We start from the raw sequence: 15,593 nt of genomic DNA, 5'->3' as shown, positions 1-15,593 counted from the left end.
CGCCTGTCATTCTCAAAAAGAAAATGGCAAGCGCCTGTTAAAGTTCCATATCCTGTTTTTTCTCTGTGCGGGGCTGCTGGCGTTTCTCGGCCTGTTCCTCCCGGATACGCTGCGCCCGGCCTTTGACTGCCTGCTGGATAGACGGTTTCTTGCCCGGCTCGGCAGTCTGGCGGTACTGCTCGGACGGAAGCACCTGATTAAGCCAGTGGCGCACATCCCGGAGAATTTTCACATCCTCCTGCACCGCTGACAGGCGTTCCCCGTACTCGGCCACCTCTCCGGCAAGCTGCGTCCGTTCCTCGTTCAGCTTTTTGGTGCTATACTTGGTTCCCTCCAAATGCACCTTGAAATAGCGGACAGCGGCATTGTAGGCGTCCAGCTCGTCCCGATGGGCGGCGGCAAACTGTTCCTTTGGCTTCTTAAACCGGATGGCGGCATATTCCGCATGAACCGGCTTATGGGCTTCAAAGTTGGCGATATGGGAAAGCAGGGTGTCGATCTCCTTCATGCGCTTTTCCTTCGGCTTCATCTCCGCCCGGATGGAAACGGCCTGCCCGCTGACGGTATCCAGATAGGCATCCAAACTCTCCACGGTGGACAGCTCCTTTTCCCGCAGATAGCGGATAGCGTCCATAACCTTGTTGAAGTCGTTCACAGTGCCTTTGAGCTGGCCTTTGCTTGTCCAGCCAGTGCGTTCCTCCCGACGCAAATCCAGATATTTGCCCAGCAGTTCCGGCAGGGTGGGTTCCTTCGCTTCCTGCAAGGCTTCCAGCAGGGCGGCCTTTTTCTCCTTCAGGTCTGCAATCCAGCCTTTCAGGTGGCGCACCATCTGACGGATGGACTGCATGAGCCGGTTGGCGGCGGTAATATCCCGGTTCAGGTTGCCGATGTTGGTCTGTATCCCTCGTTTCTCCATCTGGCTGACCGCTGGCCCCATGTGGACGGTGGGGATTTTATCAAGCCCCTGCCGTTCATAGGAACGAAGGTCAAGGCGCTCCGGGCGGTCATTGGCTTCCAGATAGCGGTTAGCGACAGCCGCCCAGCCCTGCCGCCATATCTCGCCATACTTCTGGTCGTTCCAGTCTACGGTGTCCTCCTTGTGGCTTTTCCAGTTTCCGGACGGGAGCCGGATACGCTCGCCGTTCTCGTCAAGGTCATAAACCTTCCGGCTCTTGGGAAGCCATTTCCCGATTTCGTCCATTGCCCGCATGGTCAGCAGGATGTGGGCGTGGGGATTCCCGTCCCCCTTATCGTGAATGGCAAAATCGGCAATCATGCCTTTGGAAACGAAAAACTCCCGGCAATAATCCCGAATCAGGTCGGCGTGTTTTTCCGGGGGAATTTCCCTCGGTATGGCAAGCACGATCCTCCGGGCAAGCTGGGAGTTCCATTGTTTTTCTATGGCTTCGGCGGCGTTCCACAATGTGTTGCGGTCTGCGTACTCCGGCGGGGCGTGGGGCGGCAGCATGATTTCTGTGTGGACGATCCCTCGTTTCTCGGAATAGTATTTCTGCTTCTGGTCGTACTCGGAAAACAGCCGTTCGCCGCTCTGGTAAGCTGCGGCGGCTACGGCTGACTGGCGGTTGCTGCGCTGGACAATTTTTATATCATGGTGGGGACAGGGCATAACGGCTTCCTCCTTTCTATGACTGATTGGATGGGGTGGTGCTTTGCCACCTCATTTTGAGCATAAGAAAAGCAGGAAACCGTTTCTGATTTCCTGCTCGATGGTACCGCTGATGGGCGGCGGATATTTCAAAATATGTTTACATGGTTTTGTGCAAATGCCAGAGTCGCACAATAAAGGCCAGTTGACCAATCGCAAAGGCTCCAATAATAGTGAAACAAGGAACTACTGTCATATATCCAGTAAAAATCAAAGCAAAGAGGGAAACAGAAATCGTGACATTCATTACTTTGAAGCCACTTGCCATAGCGGCATTGCCGAGTGCTATATTTCTCTCATCATTTTCTTCTATTTGCATTTCCTTGGTTTTCTTGCCAAGCAAATCGCACGCACCAGATACAATTAGTGAAATTCCAATGAGGGATGTGCCTACTACGATCAAGTCAGGACGCGGCACAGGAACGATCTCATTTATTCCCAAACCGTATGTTAGCAATCCTCCCAGCAAAATAATCATTCCAGCAACTACCATTAAAATCAATAACCCTTTTTTCATAATCAATCCTCCTCGTAAATAAAAATCTCCTCAATCGTCATATTGAAGTATCGAGCAATTTTGAACGCCAACTGAATAGACGGATTGTAGCGTCCATTTTCTAAAGAGCCAATTGTTTGTCGTGATACTTCCAAGACATTTGCCAATTCTTCTTGCTTGATTCCTCGTTGTTTGCGGAGTTCTTCCAGTCGATTTTTCATGCGAGCCTCCTTCCTAATGGAAAGTCTGCTTTCCGTGTTCTTAGTATAGCACAGCTGTTTGAAATGTCAAGCATACTTTCCATTTTGCCCGTCATAAAATTATAGAACTTGTCGGACAGGAACAGCTTGTAGTGCAAGGTGTTCCCGGACGGCAAGTCCATAAAGGGGTAGCTGGCGGCAGCTAGCGCAGGGGAAGCGCAGCGTCCCCTGTGATGATTGGAAGCAGCCGCAAGTGTGCTGGCAATTATCCGCTTTCCGCAGGAAGCCCCCGGCAGGGCGCAACGCACCGGCTCGACCGGTGTATAGTTGCGCCCTTACTCCGTAAGAGGTTTCCCAGCTACCCGACCTTTCACGCTTTCCGCAACAGCTTCCTTCATACCAGTTTGGGAAAATGCCTGTTTCAGAATGTCCATCACATCATCGTCCGTCAGCACTTCCGGTCTTATCAGGAAACTTTCCAGCATAGCCCCTCTGGTGCAGAGCCGGTGCGTCCGTTCCTTCCGGGTAAGCTGCTTTATCTGGTGTGCCAGTATCTTTTCTTCGTGCTGCGCCCGCCGCAGTTTGGCTTCGCCTTGGGCAATCTGCTGGTTGAGCTTTTCCAGCTTTTCATTCATCACGGTCATCCTCCTTTTTGGGAAGCAGCGTGTAAATGCGGTTCGGTTCTCCCACGCCCCGGCGCACCCGCAGGATCAGTCCGGCGTCCTCCAATTCTTTCAGGGAACGCTTGACGGTCACGGAGCTGCGGGACAAGGCCGCTGCCAGCTCCACAATGGGGAAACGGACAAACAGTATCCCGTTGGTATCCTCCGCACCTCCCGCAAGGGTGGCGTCCAGCAGGCGGGCATACATGACCTTTGCGGTGCTGCTGACCGGCAGCCGCAGCATGGCGGTGGGAAGTGGCATACAGGGTGGCAGAACGGTGTCTGCGGTCATATATTCAAAATCCATTTAGTCGGTTTTCTCCTTTCGCTTGGCTCGTTTGGACAGGTAATGGGGGCAGTCGATCACGACAGCCCGGAAGCTCTGTTTACACTCATGCTGACACTTCCGGCACAGGTCGTTGTAGGCCACACGCCCCCGGTCATTGAGGAAGAAGGACAGCTCCAACTTCCGTTTCTTGCTCATTCTCGGCATGGTGCCTCCTATCATAGAAAATCTGCCCATTTCAGCCGTAACGGTAGAGATGGGCGGATAGCGGTTTCTGGTGTCATGTTTCGGGGCGATTTTCAAGGAAAATACGGCCATAGAGCCGCCCTAAAAAGCCCCATAGTATCACGGACAGGGCAGAATACGCCCCGCCATTTTGTCATGTTTGGGTAGCGTTTTGGTGTCAGTTCTGCCGGGTTTCCCTGATGTCGTTCCTGCCCCTGAATCTCACAGCAGCGTTTCGTTCCCGTTGGTACGCTCGCTGCGGTTAAGGTTCCTCCAACTCCTTGCCGCAGGTCGTTGCGCTACATCGCCGGGGAGCATATCCCATCAGGCCGGTCATTCGATTGGAATAATCCATCGATGAACTGACTACATCATAGCTCATTTTTGAACCCTTTCCCGTATGTCCAGAAAGTAGGAATACCGCCCCAAAATCGAAAATTTCCACGATTTCGGAACGGTATGGTATAATGGTTATATATGCTCGAAACCCACATGGGAAGGGAGTGGCAAGCCGATGAAAGACCATGTTTCTTTGCAGGAACGCTTGAAAGATTTACGGGTGGAAAAGGGCTTGAAGCTGGAAGAACTGGCGGAAAAGACCGGCATTTCAAAATCTGCTTTAGCCAGCTATGAAAATGAAGAAAACCGAAATAAGGAAATCAATCACGGCAATCTTATCACGCTGGCAGACTTTTATGAGGTGTCCATTGACTATCTGTTCTGCCGGACAGAAAACCGGGAGCAGATCAACACCCCGCTGTCTGAATTGCATTTGACCGATAAAGCCGTGGCGCTTCTGAAAAGCGGACGGATCAATACCCGGCTGCTCTGCGAGATGATGTCCCACGAAAAATTTGCGGAGCTGATGGCTGACGCAGAAATCTATGTGGACGGAATGGCCACCATGCGGTTCCATGACATCAACAGTGCGCTGGCCGCTGTCCGGGCAATGATACTGGAAGAACATCCTGAAGCTGCCGCAGACCGTTCCTTGAAAATTCTGGAAGCCGGTCAGATAGAGGAAGAAGATTTTTTCTGCCATGTGACACACAAAACATGGGACGCTATCCTTCACGATATACGCAAAGCCCATGAGAACGACATGGAGAGTGCGCCGGATACCACGCCCGCCGATGAACTGATAAGAGAAGTCCGAAAGGCCATGCAATCCACTGGGGATAGGGTGCAGGAATTTCTGGAAATCTTCTGCAAGGCGTTCCAGCTAAAATACAAGCGGCTCACAGACGAGGAAAGGACGACCCTGAAAAGGCTGTTCAAAAGATCGCCGCTGATTAAAAATTCCGGGATCAACTTCCGGCGCAGGCCGTGGAAATAAAAATTGCCGTTGTGGGAACTGGTGTTCCTACAACGGCAGAGCCTTTTTAACTTTAATTTCTATAATAATTATCTGTGAATGTACATTCTTGTCATGTCCGGCTCATCATCCCCCTGAACCATACATAAAAATTCCCAGCCATATCTTTCATAAAAACTTGTATGGTCTGTAATCAAATAAATAGGAGTAATTCCTTTGGATTTCATATCTTTCACAACCGTATCAAGTAACTGCCCTGCAATTCCTTGACAGCGATAATCCTCTTCCGTATATAATGCACATACATTTGGCGAAAGGTCTTTTCTATCGTGAAAATCATTATCTATTACGCCCAGACCGCCTATAATACGCCTGCCGTCTAAGCAAAAATACCAGCCGTATTCCGTTTTATTTTTCAAATAGGCTTCCATACATTCAAGATAGGCTTCTTGCGGTACGCCCCATTTGGCATGAAACCATGCAGCGGCGGGTTCTTTTAATTCTGGTACTTGTCTTAATGTGACATAACTATATTCATTCATATCCGTGCTTCTTTATATCCACCAATTAGAGGTAATGTCTCCTAATGCAACAACTTTTTTATTTTCATAATCCAGCATAATTTGGATAGAGTGATACTTCTCCAGGGCAAGTTGTGTCATAAACTCCCGACATGCACCACAAGGTGGGATAGCGTTTCCGTTTTGTCCAATCGCTATAACACGCTGGATCGTACACTCGCCGTTTGTAATCATGTTGGCGATGGCGTTTCTTTCCGCACACATTCCCAATGAACAAGCCGTGTCAATGCAAACACCTACATAGATATTTCCTTTTTCCGTGAGAAGTGCGGCAGAAACGGTTCCTGCTTCGATCAATGGAGAGAGCTTTCTTTCATATTGTACTTTTCTTGCGGCTATATACATTTTATCCCATGTTCCGTCAAATTGGGAAATAGCAATTTCCTCCATTTCTCGCACAAAATTTTCTTTCCCATCACAATATCCATCAATATCATACGGATATTTTTTTGCAAGTTCTATTTTTATTTTTGCATATTCCTCTCGTTCCTTTTCATGGGTACGCATATAGTCACGAAAAGCAAGATGACGCCCGATATTATTCCAGTCATCGGCTTGAAAAATATGAATTTGATGAGTTCGCTCATCGCCACCTTTGCGAAGATAACGCCGACCTTCTATACCAAATTCTCCAAGATATTCATAGCCTATATCCGAAAACTTTTCTGCAACAGTATCTACTATCTCAAGACTTCTGACAACTGCCATGATATCAATAATTGGCTTTGCGGCTAAACCTTCCACAGAGGTACTTCCAATGTGGTAAATTGCTATGCAATTATCTGCAAGAATATTTCTAATCAGCAAAGATTCTTCTTTATACTTATTTTTCCATAATGGACTATACTCTATTACTGTTATGTGTTGACTCATTTATTTCCCACCTCTAAAACATCAATTCCAACAAAATTACACCTCAATTATGTTGCGTATCTGTTCCAAATCTCCGCTACATAACGCCTCAAGATTTGCGAATATTTTTTCTGGTGACCAGTCCCACCATTTTATCTCTTGCAAGTACGAGATGAGTTCATCGTCAAAGCGTTTTTTTATTATTTTGCAAGGATTTCCACCAGCGACACAATAGGCGGGAATGTCTTTTGTTACGACAGAATTTGCGGCTATAATTGCACCATCTCCGATATTCACACCCGGCATTACAGTAACATTCTGCCCAATCCAAACATCATTTCCAACAACAGTGTCACCCTTTAGCGGCAAGTCCTCTAAAGCCGGAGTAAACTGTTCCCAGCCACCGCCCATAATATTAAAAGGATAAGTCGTAACGCTGCACATCCGATGATTTGCACCGTTCATTACAAACTCTATTCCCTTAGCAATAGCACAAAATTTACCTATAATCAATTTATCCCCGATGAACTCATAATGATGCGTTACATGATCCTCGAATTTCTCCGCACCATCCATATCATCATAGTAAGAATATTCACCCACTATAATATTAGGGCGGGTAATTATATTTTTGATAAAGCAGACACTCTTAATTGCCTCATTCGGATAAACCGCATTTGGGTCTGGCCCGTATTGCATATATATAACCTCCTCATTGATCTTTGTTTTATTCTTTACTCTGATTAGCCCCATCTACTTCCAATTCAATCACATCCGAAATGCCACAATGCAGGGTTTCACAGATACGCAGAAGTGTTTTCATGCTGATATGCTCGCCCTTGCCCATGTTGGCAATCATGTTGGTTGTCAGACCGGCGGCAAGCCGCAAGTCCTCCTTTCTCATGCCACGCTCTTTCAAGGTGTTCCATAATGGCTGATAGCTAATGTGCATAGGCGTCCCGCCTCTCTTTCCATCGTCAAGTGTTCTGCACCCATTATAGCAGAAATCTTGTGTTTCCACAATATCTCTTGACCGGGCCGCCGGTTCCGTCTGGATTGTGCTTTTCCTTTCTCCACTTTTATCACATCTAATTAGCCATAAGCTGCTTCATGCCCTGGGATTTGGCGCCGGGATTGTCATTTCCGTAGCCCTCCAGCAGATTGATGACGCCCCATGCACCCAGGCCGGCGCCCAGGGCAATTACCAGAATTTTCAAAGTATCAATCGCACTTGCGAAAAATGCCATAAAGTTAATCCTCCTTATATCATAGAATTTATTGTTGTGGCCGAGACTGGCCGGAAACGAAAAAAGCCGCCGCCATGCTAAAAAATCTGCAAAAAGCATGACGGCGGCATAAGGGCAGGGGTAACACCTGCGGGAATATTCAGTTACAGGGGAGGCGCGCGTATCCTCAATCAAAACCTCCTTCCATCGGGAAAACAAAACCTGTCAGGCCGCTAAGACCAGGCAGGAATAGGATTATGCGGTTTGCGCTGCCAAATCCTCGGCGGTAATTTCATAATTGCGGTACAGCTCGCCGGGACGGACAGGAAGCCTTGTTGACAGAAACTTTTCAATGTCAAAGGCATTCTTAGGGTTATAATCCGACAGATATTTATAATTCGGGTGCTTGGTAATATCGTACTTGCGGGAGAGGAACGGACGGACGCCCCTGATCTGCAGGAGACATTTCCCGCCGTCCATCACGGCCAGCTCGTCCACGGACATCAAATCCTTACCCAGCTTTTGGTAGTTCTGTCCGTGGGATTCCTGGGTTCCCTTCGTGACACTGGTATTGTACATATCAATGGTTTCTTTTCCCAGCAGTGAGTTCCAGCTTTTCAGCGTGGTTTCTTCCTTTCCGCCGAGGAACAGGCTGGCGTCACAGTTGCCAATGATTGTGTCCATGTTATCTTTGTACAGAGCTTTAAGCTGACTCTGCGCCTGCAAAACCAGACAGGCCGATATTTCCCTTGAACGGATGGTTGCCATCAGTTTTTCCAGATTGGGAATCTGGCCGATATTGGCAGCCTCATCGATCAGGCACCGCACATGGACCGGCAGCCTGCCGCCGTATTTGTCATCGGCCCGCTCACACAACAGATTGAACAACTGTGTATAGGCCATGCTGACAAGGAAATTAAAGGTTGCGTCCGTATCGCTGATGATAAAGAACAGCGCCGTTTTCCTGTCTCCAACCAGGTCAAGCTCCAGCTCGTCATACATGGTAATTTCCCGTACCTCTTTAATGTCAAAGGGGGCAAGCCTGGCGCCGCAGGAAATCAAAATGCTTTTCGCTGTTTTGCCCGCCGCCAGCTTATATTTCTTATATTGCCGGACTGCAAAGTGGTCGGGGTCTTTCTGTTCCAGTGCGTCAAAGAGCAGGTCAACCGCGTTTTTGAAACTCTCGTCATCCTCCCGGACTTCCATCGCGTTTATCATTTCTACCAGAGTGGAGAAATTCTGCTCATTTGTGGGGGCCTCATAATAAATGTAGCCGATCAATGCTGTGTACAGCAAAGTCTCGGCTTTGACCCAAAAATCATCTCCAGATTTTCCTTCTCCTTTGGTATTCGCAATCAGCACCGTTACCAGTTTCAGAATATCTTTCTCATTGTGAATGTACGCAAAAGGGTTGTAGTGCATACTTTTTGAGAAATTGATTGTGTTGAACACCTTGATCTTATAAGGCTCATACACGATTTTTCCATTCTTGCCCCGGACGGGTTTTCCGTCCTTATCCAGTTTAGGGGTCCCTCGGCTTAACAGCTTTCCCACCTCGATTAAGACCGTTCCCTTCGGATCGGTGACAACATAGGAGCTGTGCATCTGCATGAGGTTGGGTTTTATGAAAAATCTCGTTTTGCCGGAACCGGAGCCGCCCACCACCAGCACATTTTTATTCCGGGCGTGAGCCGGATTCTTCGGTCTGCCGGACATCATAAGTCCCTCGGTCTGCGTCAGGATAATGTTGTTTTCCGGCTTTGGGTCCATAAACGGGGCAATATCCGCTTTGTTGCCCCACCTGGCAGAACCGTATTCCACATTTTTACGGTACTTTTTCGCATCCTTCCCTTTAAGATAGACTGCCAGCCGCACGACAGCCGAGCAACACAGACCAACCAGCCAGTCGATTCCGGCGCCGGGCCACATGCTCTGAAATGCAAGGGTAAAGCCTTCGGAAAGACCCAGCAGCTTTTGGGAGGCGTCCGCTCCGGGGGCAAGCCGTACCGCTTCGCCCAGCTTAGCAAATACCAAAAGAAACAGAAGATAGGGCAAGTGAAGGATCACCTGCTTTTTCAGGGTATCGGTATCTATTTTCAACGCTCCGGCCCTACATGTTCTTTGTTCTTCACACGGTCACGGCCAAGCGCCTGCGCCAGCTCTTTGAATTTATGGAGCTGAGACAGCAGAGAAGGTCTCTGCGCGCGGGCAAGGTCTTTCCTCGTATATTCCTTAAAGGCCGCTGTCAGAGCATCCGCCTGGTTTGCCTTGAAATAAACCGTCCACTTAGGCGGGTCCGTTCCAGCTTCTTTCTCAATGTGATAGCGAACCTGATGTTTCCTTGCGTACCGCTCGAAAGAGCGAATCCGCCCGGTCACTTCTATGGTATTCGCGCCGGGGTCCCTGGCCGTCAGCCGCTTCATACTGTTGCGGCCTACTTTTGGGGTATTGCGTTCCTGTTCCATTTTTTGAAGCACGGCTGCAATGGCCGCTTTCAAAACCCGCCCGGTCAGCTTTGACGCCTGGACAGTGACAGAAACGGTTCTTTGTTCAATATCTTCCTGCATGAGCATCCTCCTTTCCTACGTTATTTGCTCTCGCTTATCTCGGACTCATGGAGCCGCCCTGAAATGGCCGTCTGAGACCATTTTTGATATAGGCGGGCGTTTTGTAGATTTCGTGATAATCAATTTGCGGAGGGATATAATCCGGGTCAGGCTTGAACTCCCTGTGCCTGATCCTTTCCTCCGAAGGTACTTTACCGTCCAAAGAACGGATAAAAGTATAATCGCCGAATCGGAACCAATGCTTTGCGTATTTTTTATATGGAAGAAAGACTGCACCGCAGACGGGGCATATCTTCCCAGTTAAAAGCAAAGCACCGTCACGCCGGGTTTCAAAACGGATACGGACCTGGCCGTAATGCGGCGTACCGCTGCCGGGACATTTGCTTTCGCCGGAATGACCGGAGCCTACATAAATGCACCTGTCATAAGGGGCAGGAATAATCTCCATTGCCACATCCTCCCTGATAAAATAAAATCTGTTATTTTCATCTGGCGTTCTCAATCATTCGCTGGCGGGGCGCGTGCTCGAAGGCTTTCGCTGCCTGATCCACCTGAATTTTTGCGTGTTTCAGGAGCGTCTTGATAATCGTAGCCGGCTGATTGTGTTCTTCCAGGTGTTCTACCATGTCCTTGCAACTATCCGGGAGATATTCAGCCATATCCTTGCGCGCATCATCAAGACTTCCCATGAATCCCCAGCAGCTATCCTCCAGCTCACCGTTTTTATACAGCTCAAATCCATAGCACTCACCGCGGAGGTAGGAATCATAAGCCGCCACCTCGCCCCGCATAAGGTCCTCCGCCTTTTTTCGGATGGCGCCGGTCATTTTTTCGCCGCCAAACTCCTTCAGGGCATCCTCTTTGGAAACATAAATCCATCCAACCTGCCCGCTGTCCCAGGGGTCGTGAAAACTGGTTGTTTTCATGGCAAGCCCGCTGTGGTCCAGCAAATACAGCGGCAGCATGATGTACTTCTTTGAGATCACATTCAGCAGAGTATTGTCAACGGCACGTTCATCCGGATTTGGACCGGTCATTTTCCGACTCCACACCATGTTTACCATATTTTCATACCGTTTCATGCCGCGCTCGTCATTCCCAACGGTATTCAAGTACATTTCCCGCAGGAAATCGTCTTTGTCCATGTAATTGTGGCTGTCACCCAGCGCATAACGGGGATGAAAGCAGACCATCGTTCCAAAATTCTCGTCCACCTCGCGGGGACTGATTAAAATATCGTCCGGCTGCACCATCAGGGCATACGGACCTTGTACTGCCATCAGCATAGGTCATCCCTCCATTCCTACAGTTCCGGTCCGGAGTGGGGAGGCTTAGGGGCTTTCTCCTGCCGCTCATTTGTAGCCGGCTGCTTAACCGCGATGATCTCGCCGGCAATCCGGGCAAATTTTTCCGGGTACTTGAACTGCTCGCTGAATTTTTCCATCAGATCAGCAGGAAGGTCAGTAAAATCTTCCTCGCTCAGACCGACAATCAAAAAATTGCCGGCAACAATGTCATACATACGGCCTTCCTCATCATAGAGCGCCCGGTTCAAAGGCAGCCCTGTATATTTGCCTTCCTCATTGCAGATCAGCGCAACCATATCCTCATAGGGATAGATTGCCTGAATATCTCCGCCGACAGCCTCCTGCAATGAGGCCAGCCCGCCCTCAATTTCCGTTTCGTAGGGCGATCTGCCCGGTTCCACCATTAAAACTTTCAAATCTGCATATCCTCCTTCTTTTTCGCTGTCCCAGGCGCAGCGGGGGCTTTCTCCTGGGATTTTGCCGCTGCCAGTTTCCCCAACACAGAAGGCTTTTCCAGCATAGAAATACCGCCCTCCGAAACTTCGGCGGCGGTACGGTCTGTCTTTACCGGTTCCTGGCCCTCCACGGTATATCCCGGCAGGAGCGCCCCATGCACAGTAAAATGACGCTCATACTGTTTTGGTATCTGCGGGGAGATTTCCGTAAATAAATGGGCGTAGGCTTTCTTGCGTCCATCCAGATACTTTAGGGCCGCAGCCTTATCGGTGTAGCGTTTCTGGTTTTGTCCGGCAATCTTCTCGCCATATCCCTGTTTTGGGGAGTTCACATACAAATCCCATGTAACATGCCAGGCAACCGGAATACGCTGATCGGTCTCACGACCATGTTTGGTATTTTCCTTAATGCTGCAAGACATTTTATACACGCGGTTGCTGATCTGCTCACTGTCCCTACAGCCGTCGCTTTTCTCCCATACATTCCCCGTATGCTCCACCTCCGGCGTGCGAAGATATTCCAGCGCCCGGTCTATCATCTGTGTGGAAGCTGCCTGCTGTTCCCACTGTTTCGCCGCTGCCACCACAATTTCATAGGCTTTCTGCTCCCCGTCAATACTACCCTGACGCATAGCCTCTAAACTTTCTTTTCCCATCATAATAAAGGGGGAAATATCCACATCTTCACAAGAAATACTGTGTTCAATCTTCAATTCATACCCTGGCTCTAAATGGTCGCCGTACCGGTAAGCACGGAAGTCTTTATTTTCTTCCAATCTTTTCAACACCTCCTAAATCTCCGGCGCACGGCTCTTTTTCGGAACCGTCTGTGCCGGCGTTGTTTTTTCTGCCGGTTTTGCCGCTGCAAGCTGCGCCATAACCGAAGGACGCTCCATCGTAAATATGGAAATCTGCTCATTTTCAGCCAGCGGCGCGGCCTGCGCCGGAAGCGGAAGCGTTGTCTCCCAATGGGTAAGTATCTGTTCCTGTTTTAGCTCCGCCATAATTTCATCAAACACCGCATTGATCGCCTGCCGTTCCGCTCCTTCGGGATAGGCTTTCAAAACCTCCATTTTCCCGTCTTTCCCAGCTACAAGAGTAACGGCACAATCCGCATGACCTGCCAGATAGTCCGACTGATAGGGCAGCTTATCTTTTATGTAGCAGGCAAAAGCTCTGGCCGTCATCTCCACATTGCTGTCCCAATAACCGCCGTCTTTTTCACATTCTTTTCCCATCCGCACGGAATTACGGTAGTAATCGGTTTCTGTGCGCCCAATCTGCGGTGTTTCCTGTTCCTGTACTCCATAAAGCATCCGCTCAAACAGTTCCAGCCTTTCCCGCTCACTTTTCGGGATCACGCGCCCGGTAACAGCCTTCTTAAAGGCGCTGATCCGCTCCACAGAGCCGGTTTTACCTGACAGGAACGCCTCGCGCAGAACTGCATAGGTCTCCATTTGTTCTTCATTCCCATACCGTTTCAGGGAACCAAGTACCGCAGAATCCAGCCAGCTTGCCGCGTTTTTCCGGGTCCGCTCGCTCTGTGCCTCGGTACGCTTTGCCGCCTGCTCCGGCGTTTCCGGCTTATATTTCATGGTATCAATGAGCTTTTGAAACAGGGGATAGAGGCGGGGCTGCTCCGAAAGAAATCCCTTTGCGCCCATTCGCGCCCCCAGGTAATCGTCAAACCCATGCCACCATTCATGGGCCAGGGAACCGGCACCGTGCATCTTCGTGAGATTGATGACTTTACGGAGGGGTTCATAATGAGCCGCGGCGTTGCCGCTGCCCCTGGCGCCGAAAGCGATAGCAAGCGTTCCCTGATAGGCAATATCCTTATCGCTGATCTGTAAAGCTGACGCCAAATCTTTGAGCGCTTCAAATCCCATATTGAGGGAAGCCTGCCTGTCATTCTGATTCATCCAGTTTCCAAACTCACCGCCGCGGAAGCCGAAGGTTTCAAGGTAATGCTGTCCTGTAATTTCCTGGCCGTTCCGGTAATCCGGCCCGGTCCGTCTCACATGTTCAAGCTGCGGAGGGGTAAACCGGACCTTTCCGCCTTTGCTCCGCTGTCTGGCAAAATCCTGCACCCATTTCAGAGCAGCCTCACGGGATTCAAAGTTCATCTGCAAAATGGAATAACCCTTCGTCACATAATAGGTGCCGGCCTTCCAGTCATTATTTTTGGAATAAGTGTTTTTCCCGTCATTGAAATGGATCGCATATCCCTTTGGCACCTTCTGGTCTTTGGAGACGCCAAACTGTTCCTTTCTGGCTTTCTGCGTAAAATTCCGCTCAAAATATTCCGCCGAGCGAACCATCAGGGTATTGGACAGTTTATTTGTAATGACCGGATTCTCCCGGCCTTTTTCCGTTGCTCTATAATGGATGCCGCTGCCCCAGCCCTGTACTTGTTCCAAATACCCGTTCTCCAAAAAGAAACGGTCATAAACTTTCATGGCATCCTCCACGGTGCGGACTTCCGAGACCACGCTCTGCAATTCCCGTACTGTCTGGATATATTCTTTCTGCCTTGCAAGACGTTTCTCCGGCGTGTCGTCCCTGCGGTAATACTGCGGGGAAGCATTTAATCCGTCCCGCACTTTTTTGATGAAATAGACAACACCCAGAGGGACGCCCTCGTCAAGCATGGCCTGATAGTCCGGCTTTTTCCAGACATTATCCTTCTTGACGAATTTTTCCGCCTCCCGTTCATTCATGCCGCTAAGGTCATCCACATAAAGTCCCCGGTCTTTCCAAAGGTCCTTTTTTGCGCCGCCGATTTTCTCACCAAAATCTTCATGCTGTATGTTTTCTGGCAATCGGTATCACCTCCAATCTGTACAAAAATTTACCGCTCCTGACTGGAACGGTCTTTCTCCGGCTTATGAAGGGCAGTGGGCTTTCCAATAATCCGATCCGTTTCTCTATGAATCAATCGGTCCAGAGCGCCTAAGTCCTCCGGAGCAATGGCAAATTCCCTGTAATGCTCATACCACAGCCCCGTAGTGACTGCCGCAATAGGCGCTATCTTTTCCGGCCCGGAAGGAAGGAGACGGTAAACCGGCGCTTCGTCATAGAGAAGCATCTGTTTTGCCGCTGCCAGAGGAATACGGTACATATCCATATCGGGGTTCTGCGCATCGGTCATGTATTCTACATTCAGGCGTTCCTCCAAATCCTGGGGCATATAGGAAAATGCCTGCTCTTTCCACTGGCCGAATCTGCCGGTATAGTAATGCTGCCATTCTGTAACCTGCTCCGGTCTGTAGCAGAATCCCCAGCTTTTCAAAGCGTCTTTTTCGTAAAGTTCCATCGAGTGCCATTTTTCAAAGCTGACCGTTTCAGACGCGCCGTTTTGATGTTCGATATTGACGCCATAGGGGGAAAGTGTGCTGCCTTTCACATCCTGGCGCAGCGTATCTAAGTCCATCATCAGCATGTCGCCGTACAGATGGCCGTCCGCTTTATGATCCGTATGGAACAGAAAAGCCCTTGCGCCAAGATATTCCGTCGTAAAGATCATCTGGTAGAGGTCCGCTGTGGAACAGTACGCGTGCAGCGCATCGGACAGCCACATGTGCCGGTGTCCCATAATAGCAATCGAATCCGGCCCGGTATTCGTAACCAGGGAGTGCATATTAAATTCACTCTCCCGGAGAAAATCACCCGCGAAAATATGGAGTTCATAGGCAAATATCGTAAGGTCCGTATCACGGAGCAAATAAATCTGAGGCAGCGGTTCCTGTTTCAAT

20 protein-coding genes are annotated in these 15,593 nt (G+C 49.5%); 1 reads left to right on the top strand and 19 read right to left on the bottom strand.

Translation table 11 applies throughout. The features are described 5' to 3' along the window. Nucleotides 1-37 precede the first annotated feature (37 nt). From mobQ to C1712_RS10275, 6 genes are all read right to left on the bottom strand, one after another. A complete protein-coding gene (gene mobQ, locus C1712_RS13170) occupies nt 38-1,627 on the bottom strand; it encodes a MobQ family relaxase (RefSeq protein ID WP_102269003.1) in 1,590 nt (529 codons plus the stop codon). 139 nt (nt 1,628-1,766) lie between these two features. Continuing rightward, on the bottom strand, nt 1,767-2,183 hold the full coding sequence (locus C1712_RS10300; RefSeq protein ID WP_102269001.1) for a hypothetical protein: 417 nt from the start codon (nt 2,181-2,183) through the stop codon (nt 1,767-1,769). A 2-nt stretch (nt 2,184-2,185) separates the two neighbouring features. Next, on the bottom strand, nt 2,186-2,383 hold the full coding sequence (locus C1712_RS10295; RefSeq protein WP_102268999.1) for a helix-turn-helix transcriptional regulator: 198 nt from the start codon (nt 2,381-2,383) through the stop codon (nt 2,186-2,188). A gap of 314 nt (nt 2,384-2,697) precedes the next feature. Next, a complete protein-coding gene (locus tag C1712_RS10285) occupies nt 2,698-2,997 on the bottom strand; it encodes a DUF3847 domain-containing protein (RefSeq protein WP_180963126.1) in 300 nt (99 codons plus the stop codon). Beyond that, complete coding sequence (locus C1712_RS10280) at nt 2,990-3,331, bottom strand: DeoR family transcriptional regulator (RefSeq protein WP_102268993.1); 342 nt, start codon at nt 3,329-3,331, stop codon at nt 2,990-2,992. Before C1712_RS10280 ends, C1712_RS10285 begins: the two co-directional genes overlap by 8 nt. Then, nucleotides 3,332-3,517, bottom strand: a complete 186-nt coding sequence (locus tag C1712_RS10275; RefSeq protein WP_044930770.1) for a hypothetical protein — start codon at nt 3,515-3,517, stop codon at nt 3,332-3,334. It lies immediately after the preceding gene. 532 nt (nt 3,518-4,049) lie between these two features. Between C1712_RS10275 and C1712_RS10265 the strand changes: the two genes are divergently transcribed. Further along, on the top strand, nt 4,050-4,871 hold the full coding sequence (locus tag C1712_RS10265; protein ID WP_102268991.1) for a helix-turn-helix domain-containing protein: 822 nt from the start codon (nt 4,050-4,052) through the stop codon (nt 4,869-4,871). Between the two features lie 68 nt (nt 4,872-4,939). Here the strand turns inward: C1712_RS10265 and C1712_RS10260 are convergent, their stop codons facing one another. The 13 genes from C1712_RS10260 to C1712_RS10200 form a co-directional block, all read right to left on the bottom strand. Beyond that, nucleotides 4,940-5,392, bottom strand: a complete 453-nt coding sequence (locus C1712_RS10260) for a GNAT family N-acetyltransferase (protein WP_102268989.1) — start codon at nt 5,390-5,392, stop codon at nt 4,940-4,942. Nucleotides 5,393-5,404: 12 nt separating this feature from the next. After that, nucleotides 5,405-6,304: a GrpB family protein gene (locus C1712_RS10255; protein ID WP_102268987.1), complete on the bottom strand. Its 900-nt coding sequence runs from the start codon at nt 6,302-6,304 to the stop codon at nt 5,405-5,407. 36 nt (nt 6,305-6,340) lie between these two features. Continuing rightward, complete coding sequence (locus tag C1712_RS10250; protein ID WP_102268985.1) at nt 6,341-6,982, bottom strand: Vat family streptogramin A O-acetyltransferase; 642 nt, start codon at nt 6,980-6,982, stop codon at nt 6,341-6,343. Between the two features lie 28 nt (nt 6,983-7,010). After that, nucleotides 7,011-7,304 (bottom strand): helix-turn-helix domain-containing protein, encoded by a 294-nt coding sequence (locus tag C1712_RS10245; RefSeq protein ID WP_281254635.1) that lies wholly within the window; start codon nt 7,302-7,304, stop codon nt 7,011-7,013. A 67-nt stretch (nt 7,305-7,371) separates the two neighbouring features. Continuing rightward, entirely contained in the window at nt 7,372-7,530 is a 159-nt protein-coding gene (locus C1712_RS10240) for a Maff2 family mobile element protein (protein WP_102268981.1), read from the bottom strand. Nucleotides 7,531-7,764: 234 nt separating this feature from the next. Next, nucleotides 7,765-9,603 carry a VirD4-like conjugal transfer protein, CD1115 family gene (locus C1712_RS10235; protein ID WP_425436026.1) on the bottom strand — a complete coding sequence of 613 codons (1,839 nt, stop codon included), beginning with the start codon at nt 9,601-9,603 and terminating at the stop codon, nt 7,765-7,767. 2 nt (nt 9,604-9,605) lie between these two features. Continuing rightward, nucleotides 9,606-10,076, bottom strand: coding sequence for a PcfB family protein (locus tag C1712_RS10230; RefSeq protein ID WP_102268977.1), 471 nt, complete (start codon nt 10,074-10,076; stop codon nt 9,606-9,608). A gap of 34 nt (nt 10,077-10,110) precedes the next feature. Beyond that, nucleotides 10,111-10,524 (bottom strand): hypothetical protein, encoded by a 414-nt coding sequence (locus C1712_RS10225; RefSeq protein WP_102268975.1) that lies wholly within the window; start codon nt 10,522-10,524, stop codon nt 10,111-10,113. Nucleotides 10,525-10,561: 37 nt separating this feature from the next. After that, nucleotides 10,562-11,362 (bottom strand): hypothetical protein, encoded by an 801-nt coding sequence (locus tag C1712_RS10220; protein WP_102268973.1) that lies wholly within the window; start codon nt 11,360-11,362, stop codon nt 10,562-10,564. Between the two features lie 17 nt (nt 11,363-11,379). Continuing rightward, nucleotides 11,380-11,799: a DUF3846 domain-containing protein gene (locus C1712_RS10215; protein ID WP_102268971.1), complete on the bottom strand. Its 420-nt coding sequence runs from the start codon at nt 11,797-11,799 to the stop codon at nt 11,380-11,382. Beyond that, nucleotides 11,796-12,623, bottom strand: coding sequence for a hypothetical protein (locus tag C1712_RS10210; RefSeq protein ID WP_245858131.1), 828 nt, complete (start codon nt 12,621-12,623; stop codon nt 11,796-11,798). Before C1712_RS10210 ends, C1712_RS10215 begins: the two co-directional genes overlap by 4 nt. 6 nt (nt 12,624-12,629) lie before the next feature. Next, the gene (locus tag C1712_RS10205; RefSeq protein ID WP_102268967.1) at nt 12,630-14,660 is read right to left on the bottom strand and encodes an LPD1 domain-containing protein; all 2,031 of its coding nucleotides are present in this window, start codon (nt 14,658-14,660) and stop codon (nt 12,630-12,632) included. 29 nt (nt 14,661-14,689) lie between these two features. Further along, the gene (locus C1712_RS10200; RefSeq protein WP_102268965.1) at nt 14,690-15,592 is read right to left on the bottom strand and encodes a hypothetical protein; all 903 of its coding nucleotides are present in this window, start codon (nt 15,590-15,592) and stop codon (nt 14,690-14,692) included. Nucleotide 15,593 lies beyond the last annotated feature (1 nt).

This window comes from Massilicoli timonensis (assembly GCF_900199515.1).
GTDB lineage: Bacteria > Bacillota_I > Bacilli_A > Erysipelotrichales > Erysipelotrichaceae > Massilicoli > Massilicoli timonensis.
Note: the sequence above shows the minus strand (reverse complement) of the source record. Positions and strands in the feature narration are given on the sequence as shown.